Source organism: Streptomyces sp. Root1304 (assembly GCF_001426405.1).
Classification (GTDB): Bacteria; Actinomycetota; Actinomycetes; order Streptomycetales; family Streptomycetaceae; genus Streptomyces.
Map to the genome: position 1 here is coordinate 245,639 of NZ_LMEP01000023.1, position 18,055 is coordinate 263,693.

General features: G+C 73.2%; 18 protein-coding genes. 8 read left to right on the plus strand and 10 right to left on the minus strand.

The features are described from left to right. Positions 1 to 14: 14 nt before the first annotated feature. Together ASD33_RS23325 and ASD33_RS23330 are read right to left on the minus strand one after the other, a co-directional pair. Positions 15 to 518 (minus strand): FBP domain-containing protein, encoded by a 504-nt coding sequence (locus tag ASD33_RS23325; RefSeq protein WP_056563844.1) that lies wholly within the window; start codon positions 516 to 518, stop codon positions 15 to 17. A gap of 159 nt (positions 519 to 677) precedes the next feature. Then, a complete protein-coding gene (locus ASD33_RS23330) occupies positions 678 to 2,147 on the minus strand; it encodes a PLP-dependent aminotransferase family protein (RefSeq protein WP_056563847.1) in 1,470 nt (489 codons plus the stop codon). 93 nt (positions 2,148 to 2,240) lie between these two features. On the opposite strand from ASD33_RS23330, the gene ASD33_RS35550 reads away from it, so the two are divergent. Both ASD33_RS35550 and ASD33_RS34455 read left to right on the plus strand, forming a co-directional pair. Continuing rightward, positions 2,241 to 2,423 (plus strand): hypothetical protein, encoded by a 183-nt coding sequence (locus ASD33_RS35550; RefSeq protein WP_056563850.1) that lies wholly within the window; start codon positions 2,241 to 2,243, stop codon positions 2,421 to 2,423. A 29-nt stretch (positions 2,424 to 2,452) separates the two neighbouring features. After that, the gene (locus ASD33_RS34455; protein ID WP_056563853.1) at positions 2,453 to 3,013 is read left to right on the plus strand and encodes a universal stress protein; all 561 of its coding nucleotides are present in this window, start codon (positions 2,453 to 2,455) and stop codon (positions 3,011 to 3,013) included. Between the two features lie 14 nt (positions 3,014 to 3,027). Here ASD33_RS34455 and ASD33_RS34460 read toward each other — a convergent pair whose 3' ends face one another. Then, on the minus strand, positions 3,028 to 4,527 hold the full coding sequence (locus ASD33_RS34460) for a DUF6777 domain-containing protein (RefSeq protein ID WP_347232305.1): 1,500 nt from the start codon (positions 4,525 to 4,527) through the stop codon (positions 3,028 to 3,030). 184 nt (positions 4,528 to 4,711) lie between these two features. On the opposite strand from ASD33_RS34460, the gene ASD33_RS23350 reads away from it, so the two are divergent. After that, positions 4,712 to 6,064: a streptophobe family protein gene (locus tag ASD33_RS23350; RefSeq protein ID WP_199863580.1), complete on the plus strand. Its 1,353-nt coding sequence runs from the start codon at positions 4,712 to 4,714 to the stop codon at positions 6,062 to 6,064. Positions 6,065 to 6,134: 70 nt separating this feature from the next. On the opposite strand, the gene ASD33_RS23355 is transcribed toward ASD33_RS23350, so the two are convergent. Genes ASD33_RS23355 through ASD33_RS23365 form a run of 3 tightly spaced genes read right to left on the minus strand, consistent with a single transcriptional unit; the run spans position 6,135 to position 10,665 of the window. Next, positions 6,135 to 7,121 (minus strand): serine/threonine-protein kinase, encoded by a 987-nt coding sequence (locus ASD33_RS23355; RefSeq protein WP_056563860.1) that lies wholly within the window; start codon positions 7,119 to 7,121, stop codon positions 6,135 to 6,137. After that, positions 7,121 to 7,927: a hypothetical protein gene (locus tag ASD33_RS23360; RefSeq protein ID WP_056563863.1), complete on the minus strand. Its 807-nt coding sequence runs from the start codon at positions 7,925 to 7,927 to the stop codon at positions 7,121 to 7,123. The genes ASD33_RS23355 and ASD33_RS23360 overlap by 1 nt, the downstream gene beginning before the upstream one ends. A gap of 5 nt (positions 7,928 to 7,932) precedes the next feature. Next, positions 7,933 to 10,665: an FHA domain-containing protein gene (locus ASD33_RS23365; RefSeq protein ID WP_056563866.1), complete on the minus strand. Its 2,733-nt coding sequence runs from the start codon at positions 10,663 to 10,665 to the stop codon at positions 7,933 to 7,935. A 102-nt stretch (positions 10,666 to 10,767) separates the two neighbouring features. Between ASD33_RS23365 and ASD33_RS23370 the strand changes: the two genes are divergently transcribed. Continuing rightward, positions 10,768 to 11,502, plus strand: a complete 735-nt coding sequence (locus ASD33_RS23370) for a TetR/AcrR family transcriptional regulator (RefSeq protein WP_277922098.1) — start codon at positions 10,768 to 10,770, stop codon at positions 11,500 to 11,502. Here ASD33_RS23370 and ASD33_RS23375 read toward each other — a convergent pair. Next, positions 11,466 to 12,272: a class II aldolase/adducin family protein gene (locus ASD33_RS23375; protein WP_056563870.1), complete on the minus strand. Its 807-nt coding sequence runs from the start codon at positions 12,270 to 12,272 to the stop codon at positions 11,466 to 11,468. The two genes, ASD33_RS23370 and ASD33_RS23375, sit on opposite strands and share 37 nt — an antisense overlap. A 140-nt stretch (positions 12,273 to 12,412) precedes the next feature. Then, positions 12,413 to 13,264, minus strand: coding sequence for a DUF3626 domain-containing protein (locus ASD33_RS23380; RefSeq protein WP_056563874.1), 852 nt, complete (start codon positions 13,262 to 13,264; stop codon positions 12,413 to 12,415). 132 nt (positions 13,265 to 13,396) lie between these two features. Between ASD33_RS23380 and ASD33_RS23385 the strand changes: the two genes are divergently transcribed. The 3 genes from ASD33_RS23385 (at position 13,397) to ASD33_RS36505 (ending at position 15,293) form a co-directional block, all read left to right on the plus strand. Beyond that, positions 13,397 to 14,068 (plus strand): ThuA domain-containing protein, encoded by a 672-nt coding sequence (locus ASD33_RS23385; protein WP_056563876.1) that lies wholly within the window; start codon positions 13,397 to 13,399, stop codon positions 14,066 to 14,068. A 275-nt stretch (positions 14,069 to 14,343) separates the two neighbouring features. Beyond that, positions 14,344 to 14,778, plus strand: a complete 435-nt coding sequence (locus ASD33_RS23390) for a hypothetical protein (RefSeq protein WP_056563879.1) — start codon at positions 14,344 to 14,346, stop codon at positions 14,776 to 14,778. Positions 14,779 to 14,897: 119 nt separating this feature from the next. After that, positions 14,898 to 15,293, plus strand: coding sequence for a hypothetical protein (locus ASD33_RS36505; RefSeq protein WP_242427232.1), 396 nt, complete (start codon positions 14,898 to 14,900; stop codon positions 15,291 to 15,293). Positions 15,294 to 15,375: 82 nt separating this feature from the next. Here the strand turns inward: ASD33_RS36505 and ASD33_RS23400 are convergent, their stop codons facing one another. Continuing rightward, the gene (locus tag ASD33_RS23400; protein ID WP_056563882.1) at positions 15,376 to 16,149 is read right to left on the minus strand and encodes a hypothetical protein; all 774 of its coding nucleotides are present in this window, start codon (positions 16,147 to 16,149) and stop codon (positions 15,376 to 15,378) included. Between the two features lie 216 nt (positions 16,150 to 16,365). Further along, positions 16,366 to 17,115, minus strand: a complete 750-nt coding sequence (locus ASD33_RS23405) for a DUF4839 domain-containing protein (protein ID WP_056563885.1) — start codon at positions 17,113 to 17,115, stop codon at positions 16,366 to 16,368. Positions 17,116 to 17,241: 126 nt separating this feature from the next. Between ASD33_RS23405 and ASD33_RS23410 the strand changes: the two genes are divergently transcribed. Continuing rightward, on the plus strand, positions 17,242 to 18,021 hold the full coding sequence (locus ASD33_RS23410) for a class I SAM-dependent methyltransferase (RefSeq protein WP_056563888.1): 780 nt from the start codon (positions 17,242 to 17,244) through the stop codon (positions 18,019 to 18,021). Positions 18,022 to 18,055: the final 34 nt, after the last annotated feature.

An 18,055-nucleotide genomic window follows, 5' to 3' on the forward strand; every position in this document is an offset into this window, starting at 1 on the left:
GGCCGGGCGGGTGTTCAGCCCGCCGTGATCCGGCCGAGGAAGGCGTCCAGGTTGCCCGTGAGGCGGGCGACCTGTTCGTCGAGGGTCAGGGACTCCTCGTGGCGGCGGTGGCGCAGCTTGGGCTGCCGCTTGCCCCGGACGTAGAGGGAACACGCCAGGTCGGCGCAGAGGTAGATGCCGACCGTGTTCCCCTCGCGGCCCCGGGGGCCGGCGAGCGGTGCCACGAGCAGGGTGACGCCGGAGGAGGCGTGCGCGGTCAGACACACCTGGCACATGCTCGACTTCACCGCGCTGGTCCGGCCGGCCGCCGGGACCCGCAGGCTCACCCCGACCGGCCCGTCCGGACGGGGGACGACCAGATGGGCGCGGAGCGGCGCGCCCGGGTCGATCCAGCCGAGGAAGTCCAGGTCGTCCCAGGGGAGTTCGGCGAAGTCGAGCGGCAGCTTGAGGCGGGCCGCCTCGCCCTTGGTGCTGTTCACGAAGGACGAGCGGATCTGCTTGTCGGTCAAAGGTTCCACTCGGTGGACCGTACACGGACCCCCTGGGACGGGCATCCGAAATACCCGCCGCCTCCGGACGCCCGCGCCGGTACGCACTCCTCCGGACGCCCGCGTACGCACGCGCCTCAGTCGGATGCCCGCGCCGGTACGCGCGCCCCGCCCGCCCGCCCGCGCCCGTCAGGCCACCCAGTCCGGGAGCGCGGGGGTGGCGAAGCCGCCCGGGGCGCCGTCGAGGGCCGCCGCGAGCCGTTCCGCCGCCGGCTCGTACACCTCCGCGGGCAGCGTGAACGGGATGCGCAGCCGGTGCTCGTGCGTACCGGGGTCGACTCCGAACCGGGCGCCGCCCTCGACCCGCACCCCGTGTCGCAGGGCGCGCGTGGCGAGGCCCGAGGCGACCGGCCGGCCCAGGTCGATCCACAGGCACATCCCGCCCGGCGGCACCGTCCAGCGCCACTCGGGCACATGGCGGGCCAGGGCCGAGGTCAGCGCGTCGCGGCGCAGCCGCAGCTCCTCGACGCGGCGCGGCAGGATCACGTCGAGCCGGTCCAGGAGGGCCACGGCCACCAACTGGTCGAGTACCGAACCGGACAGGTCGGCGGTGATCCGCACCCTGGCCAGCTCGGTCACGACCCGGGAAGCGGCCCGGACCCAGCCGACCCGGAGGCCGCCCCAGCAGCTCTTGCTCAGCGAGCCGACCGAGACGATCTGCTCGCCGTCCCCGCCGGCGGCGGTCGCCGCGAACGGCAGCGGCGCGGGCACGTCCAGGGCGATGTCCGTCAGCGTCTCGTCCACCACCAGCCAGGTCCCGGTGGACCGCGCGGCCCGCGCGAGGTCCCGGCGCTGCTCCTGAGGCATCAGGTGCCCGGTCGGATTGTGGAAGTCCGGGATCAGATAGGCCAGGCGCGGCGCGGTCTGCCGGAGCGCGGCGTCGACGAGCCCGGTGTCCCAGCCGGCCTCCGTGACCGGAACCGGGGTGACACGGAGCATACGGCCGCGCATCGCGTCGAGGGCGTTGGTGTACGAGGGGTTCTCGGCGAGCACCCGGTCGCCGGGCCGGCCCAGCAGCGTGAGGACCAGCGAGAGCGCCTGCTGGGCACCCGTGGTGACGAGTATCTGTTCCGGCAGGGTCGGCAGCCCGCGCGCGGTGTAGCGCTCGGCGACGGCGGCGCGCAGCGCGGGCAGCCCGTACGGGTGGTAGCCCTGAGTGCCCGCGTAGCGGGGCAGCTCGGCCGCGGCGGCCGTGAGCGCGGCGGCCAGTTCCTCCGCCGGTGCCTCGGGCGCGGCCAGGGCGAGGTCGATCGTGGTCCCGGTGTCGTCGTGGAAGGCGCCGAGCGAGGTCGGCGCCTGACCGTCGGGGAGCGCGGTCCAGGTGCCCGCGCCACGCCGGCTGTGCGCGTACCCGCTCTCCCTGAGCAGGTCGTACGCACCGGTCACCGTCGTCCTGCTGACGGCGAGCACGGTGGCGAGTTCCCGCTCGGCCGGCAGCCGGAGACCCAGCGCCACCCGCCCGTCGAGCAGCGCCTCGCGCACCGCCCGCGCGAGCTCCCGGTAGCCGAAGCGGCCGTCGGGGGGCGGGGTGAGCAGCGACGCGAGCTGGCGGCCCGTAAGGGTGCGGTCCACGGTGCGGACCACGTGTGCCATTGCCATGCCAATCACTCCTCATTGGCTCTGCTGTCCGGGCCAATAAGGTTACAGACTCCTTTGAGTGGCCTGGTGGCCACCTCGAAAGGAGACAAGTCGATGTCCGGACACTTCACCGACCGCGACGAGCGGATGTGGCAGCGGCGGGCCGAGGAGACGGCGGCGCGACCCCTGCCGATCGGCGCCTGGCTGAAGGCGCTGCGCGTCCCGCGCCCCGGGGGGACCCGGGCCGTCCGTCCGGTGTCCGCCTCCGCCCGCCCGCGACCCGCCGAACAGGCGTGAACGGGCCTGCGGGGTATCCGGCCGGCCCCGTGGCCCGGGTCGTCGTCGGGGTGACCGGTTCGCTCGCCTCGCTCGCCGCCCTGCGGTACGCGACCGCCCTCGGCCGGCGTGACGAGGTGCCCGTCCTCGCGGTCCTCGCGTGGGAGCCCCCCGAGGGCGAGGCGCTGTACGCCCGGATGCCCGACCGGGCCTGGGCCCGAACCTGGGCCGAGGACGCCCGCCACCGTCTGGAGGACGCCTTCGTCGAGGGGCTCGGCGGAGTCCCCTCGGATGTCGACCTCGAGGGCCGTGTGGTCAGGGGCGCCCCGGCGGCGGTGCTGTGCGCGACGGCCGACCGCCCCGGCGACCTGCTGGTTCTCGGCTCCGCGCCGGGAAGCGGCCGCCGGGGCCGGCTGCGCCGCCGCGCGGTCCTGCGGGCGGTCGTACGCCGGGCGGAGTCCCCGGTGCTGACCGTGCCGGGCCCGGCCCTGCTGCCCGGCGAGGCCCGGGTACTGCGCCGGAACACCCGTACCCCCGTCTCAGGTCGGCGCGGGCCGACCGAAACGGGGGTACGGGTGGACGGGGCGCGGGCCGACGGGGGAGCGGGCTGAGGGGCCGGGGCCGCTCAGACCCAGGGAGCGGGCCCCGGACCGGCGGCCGGAACGGTGACAGCCGCCGAAGCGGATCCCGAAGTGGATCCCGAAGCGAAGACGGAACCCGAGACGGAACCCGACGGGGACGTCGCCGCGGAACTCACCGCGGCCGACTGGCCGGTCGTCGTCAGGTCCGCCGCCGAACTGTCCGTCACGGGCCCGGACTCCGGACCCGACGACTGCGTCGACGGTGACGAGTCGGTCGACGGCGGAGGGACGCTCGACGGCGACGAGGTGTCCGACGGCGAGGTCGACGGCGAGGACGGCGACGCCGTGGGGGACAGCGTGGACGGACACGGCGAGGGCGTGACGCCACCACTGGGCGTCGGCGTCTCCGTACCCGTCACCGTCACACACGGCACCGGGGACGACGGCGAGGTGGACGGCGATGTGGACGTCGAGGCCGAGGTGGACGGCGACGTCGACGGGGAGACCGTGGGCGGCGGGGGAGGCGGCGGGGTCGGCTTGTCGTGCTTGCCGTGGTCGCCGTGCTGCCGTGCGAACCAGCTGTCGTCCTGGGGGTCGTACACCACGAAGACGTTCACGACCGTCACCGACGGCGCCACCACGACCACCTGGGAGGACTGGTAGCCCTGCCACGGCGTGCCCGTCGTCCGGGGCGACTTCTGCGCCACCGGACCGGTCAGCGGATTGCCGCAGGCGCAGCGCACCCGGGGCACCCCGCGACCGTCGACCATGACCGCGGTGCCGGTCTGCAGAACCGCCTGAAACGTGGTGGCGGCGCCGTCCTTGAAGCCGTGGTTCGTCACCCGGGTGTCGGCGCGGAGCTGAAGCGGGGTCAGGGAGCGCAGATAGCCCGGCACGTCGGCGGCGGAGATGCCCAGGACCGAGGCGAAGGCCGCGTTCTTCGCGGGTTCGCCCGAGAGGTAGCGCACCTGCTGCTCCACGTCGCAGCTGCTCACCGACTGCGTCCCGCCGTAGAGACCGGGGGTCGACCCCGAGACCTCGGTCGCGGCCGAAGCGGTACGGGGCGGCAGCGAGGCCGGGGAGGCGGAGGCGCCGTCATTGCGGGCCGTCGACCTGGTGAACGGGTCGGGCCCGGAGGCCGCCGCGTTCTGGAGGAAGACCTCGCCGCCACCGGAGCCTCCCGCCGTGTCGCCCGAATTGTCGGGGCGGTTGGTGAGGACGACGGCGAGCGCGGCGGCCGCGACCAGGACGGCGGTGACCGAGGCGACCTTCGGGACGGAGCGCCACCAGGGGCCCTTGCCGGGGCCGCCCTTGCCGTCCGCGCCACCGGGACCGCCCGGGGTGCCGCCGCCGCTTCCGGGGCCGCCACCGGACGAGCCGCCGCCCGATCCGCCGCCCCCACCGCCCCCCGAACCGTCGTGGGGCGGTCCGGGCGGCGGTGGGGGACCGGCGGCCCCGGGGCGTGTACTCGGGCCCGAGAGGGGGCCCGAGGGGGGACCTGTGGGCGGAACCGACGGTGGGCCGGACGGCGGGTGGGAAGTCACTTTTTTCCCTTTCTTCCGTACCGGGCCCATTGTGTGCGCCGGACGGCACCCCTCCGCAAGCGGAGGCGACTCCGTGCCCGTACACCGGCGACCCCGTACGCGTGCACGGGACCCTCCGTACGCGTGCACAGACGCCCCCACCCGCCCGTCCGTCCGCAAGCGGGCGGACCCCACCGGTACTAGCGTGGGCAGGGTGAGCAGTCGGCTCTCCACCCCCAGCTCCGTGCCGCCCGCCGTGACCACGGGCGGCCGCCTCGCGCGCATCGCCCTCCAGGCCCTGGCGGCGGTGGTCGCCGGCTACCTCGCCATGGGCGTCGTCGCGGCCCTCGGCCTCTGGGCCGCGGGCGCCGGTGACCTGCCCGGCGGCTTCCCCGCGATCCTGGCCGCCGTCGTCGTCCTGGCCTCCGGCGGCAAGGTCGAACTCTCCGGCGACGCCGGGTCCCTCGCCGGAACCCAGGCCGCGCTGACCGCCATGCCCCTCACCGTCACCCTGGTGGGCGCACTGGTCACCGGCTTCTGTTTCCTGCGCCCCCTGCGCCACCACGCCGTCACCACCTCCCACGACCTCGGGTTCCGCGCGGCGAGCATTGTCGTCCTCTGGCTGGCCGGTCTCGCGGGTCTCTCCGCGTTCGCCCGGCACGACTTCCCGATCACCCTGCCCGGCGTCGGCGACGCGCAAGGGTCCCTGATGGACCTGTTCGGCGAGCTCCTCGACGCCGTGAATCCCACCGTCGGCTTCCGCACCGACCTCGGCCCCACCCTGTTCTACGGCCTCCTGTGGATCCTCGGCGTCCTCGTCGTCGCCCTGCTCGTCTCGCGCAGCACCCCGCTGCCGCCCCGGCTCGTCCGCTACCAGGAACCCGTCCGGCCCGCCGCCCACGCGATGCTCCTGCTGGTCCTCGCGTACGTGGTCGTGGGCCTGGTCATCGGCCTGGTCGTCGCGGCCACCAAGGGACATGCCGCGGAGACCTTCGCCGTCCTGCTGCTCGGTCTGCCCAACGTCACCTGGCTCGCCCTCGGCGTCGGCATCGGTGGCTCCTGGGAGGGCACGGTCAACGGACCCTTCGGCCTGCCCATGCCCCAGGTCCTCGACGCCGTCCTGCGGCAGGGGGGCGGCACGCGCGAGAACCCCGACCTCTCCACCGTCGACCTCGGCTCGCTGGCCGCGCAGGACGGCCGGGCCTGGTGGCTGCTCCCCGTCGCCGCCGTCCTCGTCCTCGCCGTGGCGTTCGTGGCGGTCGTACGCTCCCCGGCCCGGGTCCGGCCGTGGCAGCACGCCCTGCACCTCGGCATCGCGTTCGCGCTGACCATGCTGGTCGTCGCCCCGCTCACCCTGGTGGAGGCGCACTTCGGACTCTCGGTGCTCGGCATCGGCGAGTTCGAATCGCTCGGCGGGGAAGTGGTGCTGCGCCCGCACGTCTGGAAGACGGCCGGATTCGCCCTTCTCTGGGGCCTCGCCTTCGGCTTCGTCGCCGCCCTGCTGGCCTCGCGGGTGCACCGCAAGGGCGAGGTGGAGAGCCAGGACGGAAAGAAGTGAGGCAGAGGCCTCAGTACTGCATGAAACAAGGCAGGAGCCCGGAGACACGCCGATCGGCCCGTCCCGTCGGCTACAGCTCCCGGAACACCGGCCGCGCCCACACGGGCGGGTCGCGCGGCGGCCCCACCGGCTCGGTCCGCTTCCGTACGACCGACTCCGTGCCGCCCGAGGAGAGCGCGGCGCGCAGCTCCGCGACGAATTCCAGACACGTGCCGTACCGCTCCTCGGGCGTCTTCGCCAGCGCCCTCGCGAACACGGCGTCCGCGGCGGCGGGCAGCCCCGGCCGCACCTCGGCGAGCGGCGGCGGAGGGTCGTACTGCTGCGCCCACAGCACCGCCCAGTCCGTGTCGCGGCGGAACGGCGGCGCCCCCGTCAGGGTCTCGAACACCACGCACGCGAGCCCGTAGACATCGCAGCGGCCGTCCACCGGCTTGCCCGAGATCTGCTCGGGCGCCACGTAGTCGAGCGTCCCGACGAACTCGCCCACGGTCGTGAACCCGGTCAGCGAGAGGGACTTCTTCGTCAGCCCGAAGTCGGTGAGGTAGACGTGCTCGGGGTGGTCGCGGTCGGTGCCCTCGGCGACCAGGATGTTGCCGGGCTTCACGTCCCGGTGCACCAGGTCGTGCGCGTGCGCCGCGTCCAGCGCCGACGCGACCTGTACGGCGATCCGGCCGGCCTTCACCGGGGGCAGCGGCCCCTCCCGGTCCAGCAGGGCCACGAGGTCCTGCCCGGCCACGTACCGCATCGCGATGTACAGCACGCCCTCCGTCTCGCCCGCCTCGAAGACCGGCACGATGTGCGGGTGGTCGATGGAGGCGGCGACGCGGGACTCGTGCGCGAAGCGCTTGCGGAAGGTGTCGTTGCGGGCCAGTTCGGGAGCGAGCAGTTTGAGCGCCACCGTACGGTCGAGCCGCAGGTCACGTGCCCGGTAGACGACCGCCATGCCACCGCGGCCGATCTCGCCCTCCACGCGGTAGCCCGCGATCTCCTTCCCGAGAAGGCCCGAGGCGCGGCCCGCCGGGAGCTCGGGGCCGTCGTCGCGCGGCCCGCCGGCCATCATTCCTCACCGGCCGGAGCGGGCGGTGCCTTGACGACCTGCGTCGGCGGCGGTCCGGCCGGCACCTGGGCGTCGACCTGCGCGACCACCTGCGTCGGCTCGTGCGCCACGGGGACGGGACGGGTCCGTTCGTGCGCGTCGTCCTCCCCGGACTCCTCGGCGTCGGTGCCGGGGCTGGTTTCGGCGTCGGATCCGGGCTCGGCGTCGGCGTCCGTCCCGGCGAATCCGGCGGCGACCGGGGCCGGAAGAGACTCCGCGTCCGTGGGTGAGCCTGAGGGTGAGGGTGAGGGCGCGGCGCTGATCGAGGGCACGGAGGAGGCGACGTACGTACTGAGCCCCACGCCGTCGCAGTACACCCAGCGCTCGTGCTCGGCGTCGTACAGCCACACCGACTCCCCGTCGACGACCATGCCGACCCGCAGGCCCCGGGTCCGCAGCCGGAACTGCTCGCCGTCGAGCCGCTGGGCGCCGAGTTCCTCCGCGGCGCGCCGGTAGCGGCCGATCGCGTCCTCGGCGCGGGCGATCAGCGGGCGAGGATCGGCGGTCCTGGTGAGCGGCCGGCCCGCCGCCGGCGGGTCCTCGGGCACGGAGACCAGGAGCCGCGCGTCCACCCACGCCGTCCACCCGTTGGCGCACTGGATCCGGCCCCAGTCACCGGCCCGCTCCTCCAGGCGTACCGGCAGGAACCCGTCGAGCGGCGTCGTCGGCAGCCCCGGATCAGGCGCCTCCCACGCGGAGAGCCCGTCGCGCGGCACGACGTGGGTGGGCCGGAAATCCGGCACGTACTCGGGTACGGGGACGCTCACGGGGCCTACCTCCGCATCACGACCGGCTCGTGGCGGCGCAGCAGCCGGGCCACGACCAGACCGAGGACGAGACAGAGCACGACCAGCATGCCCATGTCGAACAACCAGGCCTGCGCCGTGTGATCCATCAGCGGATCCGCCGTCTTCTCGCTCGGCGCGACCTTCCCGATGTCGATCGTCGCGCCCATCGCCGCGAACGCCCAGCGCGAGGGCACCAGCCAGGCCAGCTGCTCCAGGACGGGGGTGCCCCGTACCGTCAGGAGGGCGCCGCAGAACACCACCTGCACGATCGCGAGGAGGACGAGCAGCGGCATCGTCACCTCCTCCTTGCGCACGAGCGCCGACACGAACAGGCCGAGCATCATCGCGGTGAAGGCGAGCAGCGCGACGGCGAGGGTGATCTCGACGAGCGGGGGCATCAGGACGCCCTTGCCGTCGGGCACGTTCAGCGGGACGCCGATCAGCGCCACCAGGGTCAGGACCACGGACTGCACGACCGTGATCAGACCGAGGACGACCACCTTGGAGGCGAGGTACGCGGAGCGGGACAGCCCGACGGCTCTCTCGCGCCGGTAGATCGTGCGTTCCTTGACCAGCTCGCGCACGGCGTTCGCCGCGCCCGTGAGGACCCCGCCCACACAGAGGATGAGCAGGACGTTCAACGTCGACTCGGGGTTGAGACTGCCCTCGGACAGGGCCCTGGCCATCGCGCCCATCACGAACGGCAACGCGATCATGATGGCGAGGAAGGTGCGGTCGGCGGAGAGCGCCGCCGCGTAACGCCGTACCAGGGTCCGCAGCTGGGAGGACCAGCTCTGCGCCTTGGGCGGGGGGCCGGGTTCCCGGCCCGCGGGGACGGCGTGGGCTTCGGGGGCAGCGGCAGCGGCGGCGGCAGCGGGTACGGGGACGTCCGGCCGGGCCGTCGCGTCCGTGACGTACCGGCGGTGGAAGCGCGACGAACGGAACTGACCGGCCCAGTCGCGGTCCCGGTCGTTCTCGAAGGCCTCGAAGGCCTCCGGCCACTGTTCGAAGCCGAAGAAGCCGAGGGAGTCCGCCGGCGGCCCGTAGTAGGCGATCCGGCCGCCCGGGGCGAGCACCAGAAGGCGGTCGCACACGTCCAGGCTGAGCACGCTGTGGGTGACCACGACGACCGTCCGCCCGTCGTCCGCGAGCCCGCGCAGCATGTGCATCACGGAGCGGTCCATGCCCGGGTCCAGGCCGGAGGTCGGCTCGTCGAGGAAGAGGAGCGAGGGCTTGGTGAGCAGTTCCAGCGCGACGCTCACCCGCTTGCGCTGCCCGCCGGAGAGACTGTGGATCGGCTGCTCCGCCCGCTCCACGAGCCCCAGCTCGCGGATCACCTCGTCCACGCGGGCCTGCCGCTCCGGACGCTCGGTGTCCTCGGGGAAGCGCAGCTCGGCGGCGTATCCGAGGGCGCGGCGCACGGTCAGCTGGAGGTGGAGGATGTCGTCCTGCGGGACCAGCCCGATGCGCTGGCGCAGCTCGGCGTAGTCCCGGTACAGGTCACGGCCGTCGTAGAGCACGCTGCCCCGGTCGGCGGGGCGCTGGCCGGTGAGTGCGCCGAGGAGGGTCGACTTTCCGGCGCCGGACGGCCCGACGACCGCGAGCAGGCACTTCTCGCCCACCGGGAACGACACCTCGTCGAGGAGCGTGCGCCGGCCGTGGTCGACGGTGACGGCGAGCGACCGCACGTCGAGGGAGACCTCGCCGGTGTCGGTGAACTCGACCAGCTGTCCGCCGATCAGACAGAACGCGGAACGCCCGACGCCGACGATGTCGTCCGCGGTGACACGGGCGTCGACGACGGGGAGGCCGTTGAGGAAGGTGCCGTTGTGACTGCCGAGGTCATGGATCCAGTACGTGCCGTCCGGGTGCGCGCGGAGCTCGGCGTGCCGCCGGGAGACGACGAGATCGGAGACGACGAGGTCGTTGTCGGGCGCACGCCCGATCCGGATGCTGTGGGCCGGCAACGGCCGCACGGAGGTCGGCCGCCGGAAGGTCCCGGTGGCGGCGGGGTGGGAGACGGAGGGGGGCGGGGCGGAGGAGGACGGGGCGGGGTCTTGCGGAGGCTGTGGGGCTCGGGGTTCGGCCGGGGGTACGGGCGTTGCGGGGGCCATCGGGGCCACCGGGGCTACGGGGGTGCGCCGGACTTCGGGTTCCGGCGGGGTGCTACGGGCTTCTGGCGGCGACGGCTGCGGCTGCGATTCCGGCCCCGGCCCCGGCCCCGGCGCAGGCTCCGGTGCCGACTCCGGCTCCGGCTGGGAGCGGGCTTCGGGCTCCACCGGCGCGGGCCGGGCCTCGGGCTCCGCCGCGGGGGCGCCGCCGGCCCCGGGCTCCGCAGGCGCCGGCCGGGCCTCCGGCTCCGCCGTCGCCCCCCTGACCTGGGGTTCCGCCGTCGCGCTCGCCGAAAGCACGGCGCGTGGGCCGTCCACCGGATGCCCGAACCGTACGACCGTCCCGGGACCGACCTCCCGCGCCCCGGCCACCCGCGTACCGTCCGTGAAGGTGCCGTTCGTGCTGCCCTCGTCGGTCAGCGTCCAGTGGGCGTTCACGGCGCCGAGCACCGCGTGGTGCCAGGACGCCCGTGCGTCCGACAGCACGACATCGCTGGTGGGGTCGCGCCCGATGCGATAGACGCGGCTCGGGTCCATGCGCGTCGCGTCCCCGTCGATCTCGAGGACCAGTTCGGGCGCCGCGGGCGCGACGGGCCGCTCTCCCATGCGTGAATTTTATCCGCCGGTGCTCGTCCCTGCCCGGGATGGGAGCGCCGGTAGGGTGGGCGTCCGCCGCGTGACGCGGCCCGGACGAAGGAGGAGGCACCCGTGCCGAAAGGTGTCACCAGGCGGCGGCCCCGTACCCGCGCGGCGCTCCTGAAGGCCGCCCTGGAGACCTTCGCCGAGCACGGCTTCCACGCGACGACGATCGAGCAGATCTGCGAGCGCGCCGGATACACGCGGGGCGCGTACTACTCGAACTTCGCCAGCAAGGAAGAACTCTTCCTCGCCCTCTTCGACGAGCACAGCGGCCGGACGGTGCGGCGGCTCGCGGAGTCGATCGACGCGCTGACGGCGGAGGAGTACACGCTGACCCGGCTCGCGGAACTCGCCGCCCGCGTCGAGCCGGACGAGCGGGACTGGTACCTGGTCACCACGGAGTTCACCCTGCACGCCATCCGCGACCCGCAGGCCGCGTGGGTGCTGGCGCGCCACGACGCACGGCTGCGGGCCGAGATCGCCCGCGGCCTCACCCTCGTCCTGCGCCGGGCCGGGCGGGAACTGACCGTGGACGCCGACCGGTTCGCCCGGCTCCTCATCGCTCTGCGCGAGGGCGGACTCGCGCAGAGCTATGTGGAACCGGCGGCGCTGCCGCCCGGCAGCCTGGAACGGCAGTTCCTCGCGCCGCTCCTCGAAGTGTCGACGCGGGAGGTCCCGGGCCCCGCGGCCTCGGTTCCGGCTCCGGCGGACCCGGCTCCGGCCTCGGACCCGTCGCCGGACCCGGCGCCGAAGGGGCAACCGGGGGGTCAGTCGAACAGGTCCGGGTCCGACGCGGTGATCTGATCCCACAGGGGGCGTGCCTGGAACCAGCCCGCCAGATGGCCGCCGATCTGCCCCCGGGTGAGCAGCGCGGTCTCACGGTCGATCAGCTGCGGCGTACCGGCGGCCATCGCGAGCAGCTGTGCCTGGCAGGAACGCTCCATGGTGACGAACCACCAGACGGCCTCGGCGACGGAGTGCCCGACCGTCAGCAGCCCGTGGTTCTTGAGGATGACCGCCTTGTGGTCACCGAGGGCCTTGGCGACGCGCTCGCCCTCCTCGGTCTCGTTCACGACGCCCCGGTAGTCGTCGTAGATGCCGTGGTCCTCGAAGAACGCGCAGGCGTCCTGGGTGATCGGGTCGAGGGGGATGCCGAGGCTGGAGAACGCCTTGCCGTGCAGGGAGTGCGAGTGCGCGGCGGCGACGGCGTCGGGCCGGGCGGCGTGGACGCGGGAGTGGATGACGAACGCGGCCCGGTTCACGGGCCGGCGCCCTTCGAGGACGGTCCCCTCGTGGTCGACCAGGATCAGGTCGGAGGCCTTGATCTGCGTGAAGCTCATCCCGAACGGGTTGACCCAGAAGGCGTTCGGATCGCCGGGATCGCGGACGGTGATGTGCCCGGCGACACCCTCGGAGAAGCCGAACCGGCCGAAGATACGGAATCCGGCGGCGAGTTGTTCCTTGCGGTAGGTGCGCTCCTCCTCGACGGACTCGAAGGTGGGAGGCAGCGGAAGGACGGCCCCCTCGGGCAGCGGCCCGACGGCGGCGGCGAGCGCGGGCGGCACGGTGCTCATGACGGCTCCTCGATGAGGGGTGGTGCACGACGGCGGCAGGGGTACGGCGCGCAAAAAGATACAGAGATGTATCGGATACGACAACGGACCGAGGAGACGAGGAACGGGCGCACGGCGGGGCGAACGTGAGGAGTGGGCTGTCAGTCGACGGCCGGCGCGGCGACCGGCGCCCCGAAGCGGGCCAGGTAGTGCCAGACCCTCTTCACGTCCTGGGGGTCGTACCGCCCGGATCCGGCCGCGTCCTGCACGATCCTGGGGTCGAGCCATCCGTCGACGGCGATACGGGCGCCGAGTTCCACGTACTGCGCACCCCGGAAGTCGGGGTGCTCCCGCAGTACGTCGACGGACAGGCGGAAGCCGCCGTGCCACTCGACGGCACAGGGCAGTCGCCGGGCGGCCGCCTCCACCTCCGTACCCCGATGGCTCGGATCGAGCACCAGGGCCTCCACGTCCCGCGCGATGACGACGGGGCCGTGGATCTGCGCCTCGATGTAGTCGTCGAGGGGGTCCTGCTCGTCGGCCTCGGCGAGCGCGATCAGGCTCATCCGGGAGGCGACGCCGAAGTCGGTCGGCTCCAGGAAGCTGTCCGGATAGCAGAAGGTGGCCCGCTGGAGGCCGGCGGCCGACAGCCGCAGATGGGCGGAGCCGAAGCGGGGAGCGGCGCCGAAGGGCCGACGACGGAAGTTCAGGGCGCCGTAGACGGGGCGGGAGTCGGCGGGGGCGTGGTCGTAGGCCGCGCCGAAGATGCGGCTCTCCCAACGGTGGCGGTCGCCGCCCGGGTGGGCGGTGAGGCCGCCGTTGCTGGTGCCGGTGACGAACTGGGAGCGGTAGACCCCGTCGTCAGCGAGCAGGGGGAGGAAGTGCGGGTGGAAGTTGAGGGTGACCCGCAGGGACGGATCGAGCGGTTCGCCGTCGGCGCGCGCGGCGACGTGGGCGAGGGCGCGAGCGTGCGGCGTTCCGGGTTCCGGCGCGCCGGGCGGGTTCGTGGTCATGGGGCAGTGTGCCGGACGGCGGGGCTTGCGGCCCAGCGATTTCGGTGGCTACGGTCGCCCCCGGAGGCCGGAGGGCAAGCGCTTACTGTCCGACTGCTCCGCTCCGTCCGGCCCCAGCTTGGAGTTCACCGCGTGCCCACCGCAGACGTCCTGATCTACACCCGCACCACCGGCTACCGCCACGACTCGATCCCGGACGGTGCCGTCGCGCTCACGGAGCTGGCGGGCGAGCTCGGACGCCCGGCCGAGGTCACCGAGGACCCGGGCGTGTTCACGCCGGAGAGACTGGCCGGGTGCGCCGCCGTGGTGCTGCTCTCCACGACTGGAAACGTCCTGACCGCCGAAGGGCGTGCCGCGTTCGAGTCGTACCTGAGGGGCGGCGGCGGCCTGCTCGCCGTCCACGCGGCGGCCAACGCCGAACCGGACTGGCCCTTCTACGGCCGACTCCTCGGCACCCGCTTCGCCGGCCACCCGGAGATCCAGCGGGGAACGGTACTGGTCGACACCCACGACCACCCGGCGACGGCCCCGCTGCCGGAACGCTGGGACTGGACGGACGAGTGGTACAACTTCACCTCCGACCCCCGGGAGGGCGAAGTCCCGGGAGTACGGGTCCTGGCCCGAGCCGACGAGACCACCTACCGAGGCGGCACGCACGGCGAAGACCACCCCCTGGTCTGGTGCCGGGAACTGGACCGAGGCCGCGTCTTCTTCACGGCCCTGGGCCACGCCCCGGAAACCTACCGAACCCCCCTCTTCCGCTCCCACCTCAAGGGCGCTCTGACGTGGCTGACGAGGGGGTAGGGGGGCGCACACGCGAGCAGCTCGGCTTGTGAGTCGCCCCGCCGAGTTGCCGACGTATGCGCGCTTGTCGTACCTCGTGGACCTGTTGTGGAGCCTTACCGGTGACGCCCCGGTGGCGGCCACGCATGAGTGATCGTGCAGGCCGGCTGCGTGGCCGGTCGCGTCGAGCCGCGATCTGAACGGGACGACTCTCCTTCGACGGCTGCGGAACTCCTGGACGGCGGGCGCCCGGTCGTGCCGTCGGTGGTGTCGGAGCCGCGTGATAGATCTGCCGCATGGCCGCATTCAAGGACTTCAACTTCAAGCTTGTCGTGATCGAGGTGCTCATGTACCGGCAGGATCTCCTCACGCCCGCCTTCGATCTCGATGCCCGCATGCGGGAGCGGGGCATCGACATTCCCGCGGTGTACGTGCTGGAGAACGAAATCGACGACGAGGTCCTCGACGAGTCGCGCACCTTCTTCGAGGAACTGGAGATCGGCGACGAGCTCCTCGCCGAGGTCGAGACGCTCTGCTTCGACGCGGGTCTGACGGTCTACCGGCACTGCGCCCCGGCCTGGGGCGGCGAGGGCGACCTCTTCGACATCCGCTCCCTCGACGATCTCGCGCGGCTGCCGAACCTGAAGCGCGTCACCGCCGTGGACGACGGCACGCTGGTCGCACCGCGCAAGTGGGAGACCTTCGCGGTCCGCGGCATCGAGGCGAGCTGAGAGGCGGCGTGGGAGCGACCGGAGGACAGGGAGAGGTCATGCGGTGTGCGTACTGCCGGCGTGAGGTCGTGTGCCGGCAGCCGGCGTTCGGCGGGCCGCCCTGCGTGGGGCAGATCCACGTGCACAGCAACGAGGAGGCCTGCTTCCCGGAGCAGGGGGCGGCGAGCTCACGCGCCTGGCCGCCCGGCGGGTGCGGCTGCAAGGCCCGGGACCTGAAGGCATCCATCAAGCACCTGCCTCCTCCGCCCTCACCGCCGAGGGCCGGTACGGAAGAACTGACCGAGGTCGGCGAGGCGTTCCTCGGTCTCGCACCGGGCGCGGGGGTGAACGTCGTCGAGCTGGCGGACGGCGCGGGCGTGTGCGTCGTACAGACCGGGCGTGGTGGCGGCAAGGTGTACGTCGCACCGGACCGGACCGTGCTGTTCGTCCCGTCCGCCATGGACTTCGACACGGGCCTCGCGGCCTTCCTCGGCGGCGCACGCACTCCCGTCAAGGGGGTTGAAGACAGGCCTTAGCTGCGGCGCCGAGGTGCCTGCGGCCCCGAGGACCGCAGGCACCTCCTTCCTGCTGATCGTGCGTGCCCCGTGCCGGCTCGCGCTACCTCAGGTGCCGCGCGAAGAACCGTGCCCCGGGTTCGAGCTCGAACTGCGGGACCCCGGTGTGGCCGCCCATGTTGGCGTGCAGCGTCTTCTCCGCCGAACCGAAGGCGTCGAACAGGTCCAGGGCGGCCTGCCGGTCGTTCCCCTCGTCGTCCCACTGCAGCAGGACCTGCAACGGGATGGTGACCCGGCGGGCCTCCTCGAACATGGAGGCGGGTACGAAGCTCCCGGCGAAGAGACCGGCGGCCTTGATACGCGGCTCGACCAGGGCAAGTCGGATACCGAGGGAGATCACCCCTCCCTCGTACCCGACAGGGCCGCCCAGTCCGGGCAGCGTGAGAAGGGCGTCCAGGGCGGCCCGCCATTCCGGGACCGCCCTTTCGACGAGCGGGAGGACGAGCGCGTCGATGATCTCGCCGCTGACCGGCTCGCCGGCCTGCATCACCCGGCGCAGGTCGGCGCGGGCCTCCTCGGCGGCGGCCCAACGGGGCCGGTCACCACTCCCGGGAAGCTCGATGGTGGCCGAGGCGAAGCCGAACTCCGCCGCGTAGTACCGCGCCCGGCCGGCCAGCCGGGGGTACATCCTGCGCAGTCCGAGCGGGGGAAGGCCGATGAGGATCAGTGGCGCGGGCGCCGGTGTGGACGCGAGCGAGGATGCGGGTGCGGACGAGGATCCGGACGTGGGCGTCCACAGGATGCCGGGGATGTCACCGAAGGTGAATTCGCGTTCGAGGACGCCGTCGTCGAGGCGCTGCTCGGAAGTGAATCGCATGGTCGTGCCTTTCGGGAGTGCTCATGCAGGCGCTCCCGGACGACCTATCGCCCGACCGTGACCCCGGAGGGGAGCACCCATGTCGATACTGCGTTCACGGGTACCACCTCCTCGTTCTCTCGCACGGCCTCCGAAAACGTAGCAGCGGTCGCCGTGCCCGGCCAAACGGATTTCGGCCGGGCACGAGCAGTCGCGAGGACGGACTGCCCGGGCCGGCTACCGGACCTCCGTCGAGACCGGGTCGAGGAAGAAGAGGCACTTGACCGCGTCGAAAGTGCCCACCCGGGCGACGAAGCGGAACGTGTCGCCCTCGCCGACGGCGGCGGGGATCTTCTTGCCGGTCGGCCTCAGGTCGAAGACGTTGACGTCCTCGTAAGTGAAGGCCGGGCCGACCGTGGTGTTCGGGCCCTTGTCGCCCGGGCCCAGGAGGAAGTCGTAGCGGGTGTCGTACGCACCGTGGGGCGCCATGTTCACGATCGATCCGTCGAACGCGACCGTCCGGCCCTCGTGCCGGGTCGCGAAGTCCAGGTTCGCGTCGTCGCAGCTGTCCCCCTTCAGCAGCGCCGCGAACTCCGGGTTGTTCTGAGGCGTGATCACCTCGGCTGGAGCCGACGCGGTCGCGGTCGAAGACGGCGTCGCGGAAGGCTTCTCGCTCGCAGCGGCCGTCGTGGCCGCCGTCGTGACGTTTGTCGATTCAGCCGACTCGTTCTTCTTCTCGTCCCCGCCGCTGAGAGCGGAGGCGACGCCGATGACGACGGCCAGAACCACGAGGGCGGCGGTCGCCGTGCCGATCAGGAGCCACGGCTGCGGCTTCTTGGGCCGACGGAATTCGAGCGTCGAGCGAAGGGCGCTCTGGGACCGGTCGACGAGCTCCCAGCCGTCCTTCTGCATCTTCGAGATCACCAGACCGTCGCTGCCACGCACTGTCCGCACGGTCTTGTGCTCGTACGTGATCTCGTCGGCCATGCGGCTCTGCCCCCACCCAAACGGACTGTTCGTACCAACTGCCCGGCGAGCATAAGGGATTCCACGAGGGCGCCGAGGCGGACCAGGGAGGAGGCGGACCGGCGCCGGCGCGGATAGCGTCACCCCATGGACCAAGAGGAGCATCGACGTCTCAGTTCGTCCTTCGGCGCGGAGGCGGTCGCCTACGCCGAGCATCGGCCTGGCTACGCTCAGGCCGCTGTGAGTTGGGCGCTCGATCCCGCGCCCGGCCCCCGGGTGCTCGACCTCGGCGCCGGTACCGGTAAGCTCACCGCCGCACTGGTCGCGGCGGGTGCCGAGGTGGTCGCGGTCGAGCCCGATCCGGCGATGCTGGCCGAGCTGCGGCACGGGCTCCCGGCCGTCCGGTTCCTGGCCGGCAGCGCCGAGGAGATCCCGCTGCCGGACGCGTCCGTCGACGCCGTACTGGCCGGCAACGCCATGCACTGGTTCGACATGGCCGTCGCCGGACCCGAGATCGCCAGGGTCCTGGCGCCCGGCGGTGTCCTGGCGGGCCTGTGGAACGTCCTGGACGACCGGGTCGAGTGGGTCGCCGGACTCGCGAGGGTCAGCGGCGGCGCGGTGATCGGCCCGCGTGACACGCCCGCGGCCTGGCGGGCCGCGACGGCCGAGATGCACCTGCCGAGGACGGGCGGGCCCGCCCGGTTCGGCTCACCGGAGCGGGCCGAGTGCGAGCACGGGCAGCGCCGCACCGCCGAATCCCTCGTCGCGACGCTCGCGACGCGGGCGGGAACGCTGGTGATGCCGGAACCGGAACGAGACGCGACGCTCGACCGCATCCGGACCTACCTCGCAGGCGAACCAGCCACGGCCCAGGGAGAGTTCACGCTCCCGATGCTGACGGGCGTGCTGCGCGTACGCCGTCTCTGAGGCCTCACATCCCGCCGACCGCAGCCGGGACGCC

Coding starts and splice junctions, on each gene's coding strand:
- ASD33_RS23330 (WP_056563847.1), bottom strand. CDS start 2,147: ATGGCAATGGCACACGTGGTCCGCACCGTGGACCGCACCCTTACGGGC.
- ASD33_RS35550 (WP_056563850.1), top strand. CDS start 2,241: ATGTCCGGACACTTCACCGACCGCGACGAGCGGATGTGGCAGCGGCGG.
- ASD33_RS23355 (WP_056563860.1), bottom strand. CDS start 7,121: ATGGCCGGCGGGCCGCGCGACGACGGCCCCGAGCTCCCGGCGGGCCGC.
- ASD33_RS23365 (WP_056563866.1), bottom strand. CDS start 10,665: ATGGGAGAGCGGCCCGTCGCGCCCGCGGCGCCCGAACTGGTCCTCGAG.
- ASD33_RS23375 (WP_056563870.1), bottom strand. CDS start 12,272: ATGAGCACCGTGCCGCCCGCGCTCGCCGCCGCCGTCGGGCCGCTGCCC.
- ASD33_RS23380 (WP_056563874.1), bottom strand. CDS start 13,264: ATGACCACGAACCCGCCCGGCGCGCCGGAACCCGGAACGCCGCACGCT.
- ASD33_RS23390 (WP_056563879.1), top strand. CDS start 14,344: ATGGCCGCATTCAAGGACTTCAACTTCAAGCTTGTCGTGATCGAGGTG.
- ASD33_RS23400 (WP_056563882.1), bottom strand. CDS start 16,149: ATGCGATTCACTTCCGAGCAGCGCCTCGACGACGGCGTCCTCGAACGC.
- ASD33_RS23405 (WP_056563885.1), bottom strand. CDS start 17,115: ATGGCCGACGAGATCACGTACGAGCACAAGACCGTGCGGACAGTGCGT.
- ASD33_RS23410 (WP_056563888.1), top strand. CDS start 17,242: ATGGACCAAGAGGAGCATCGACGTCTCAGTTCGTCCTTCGGCGCGGAG.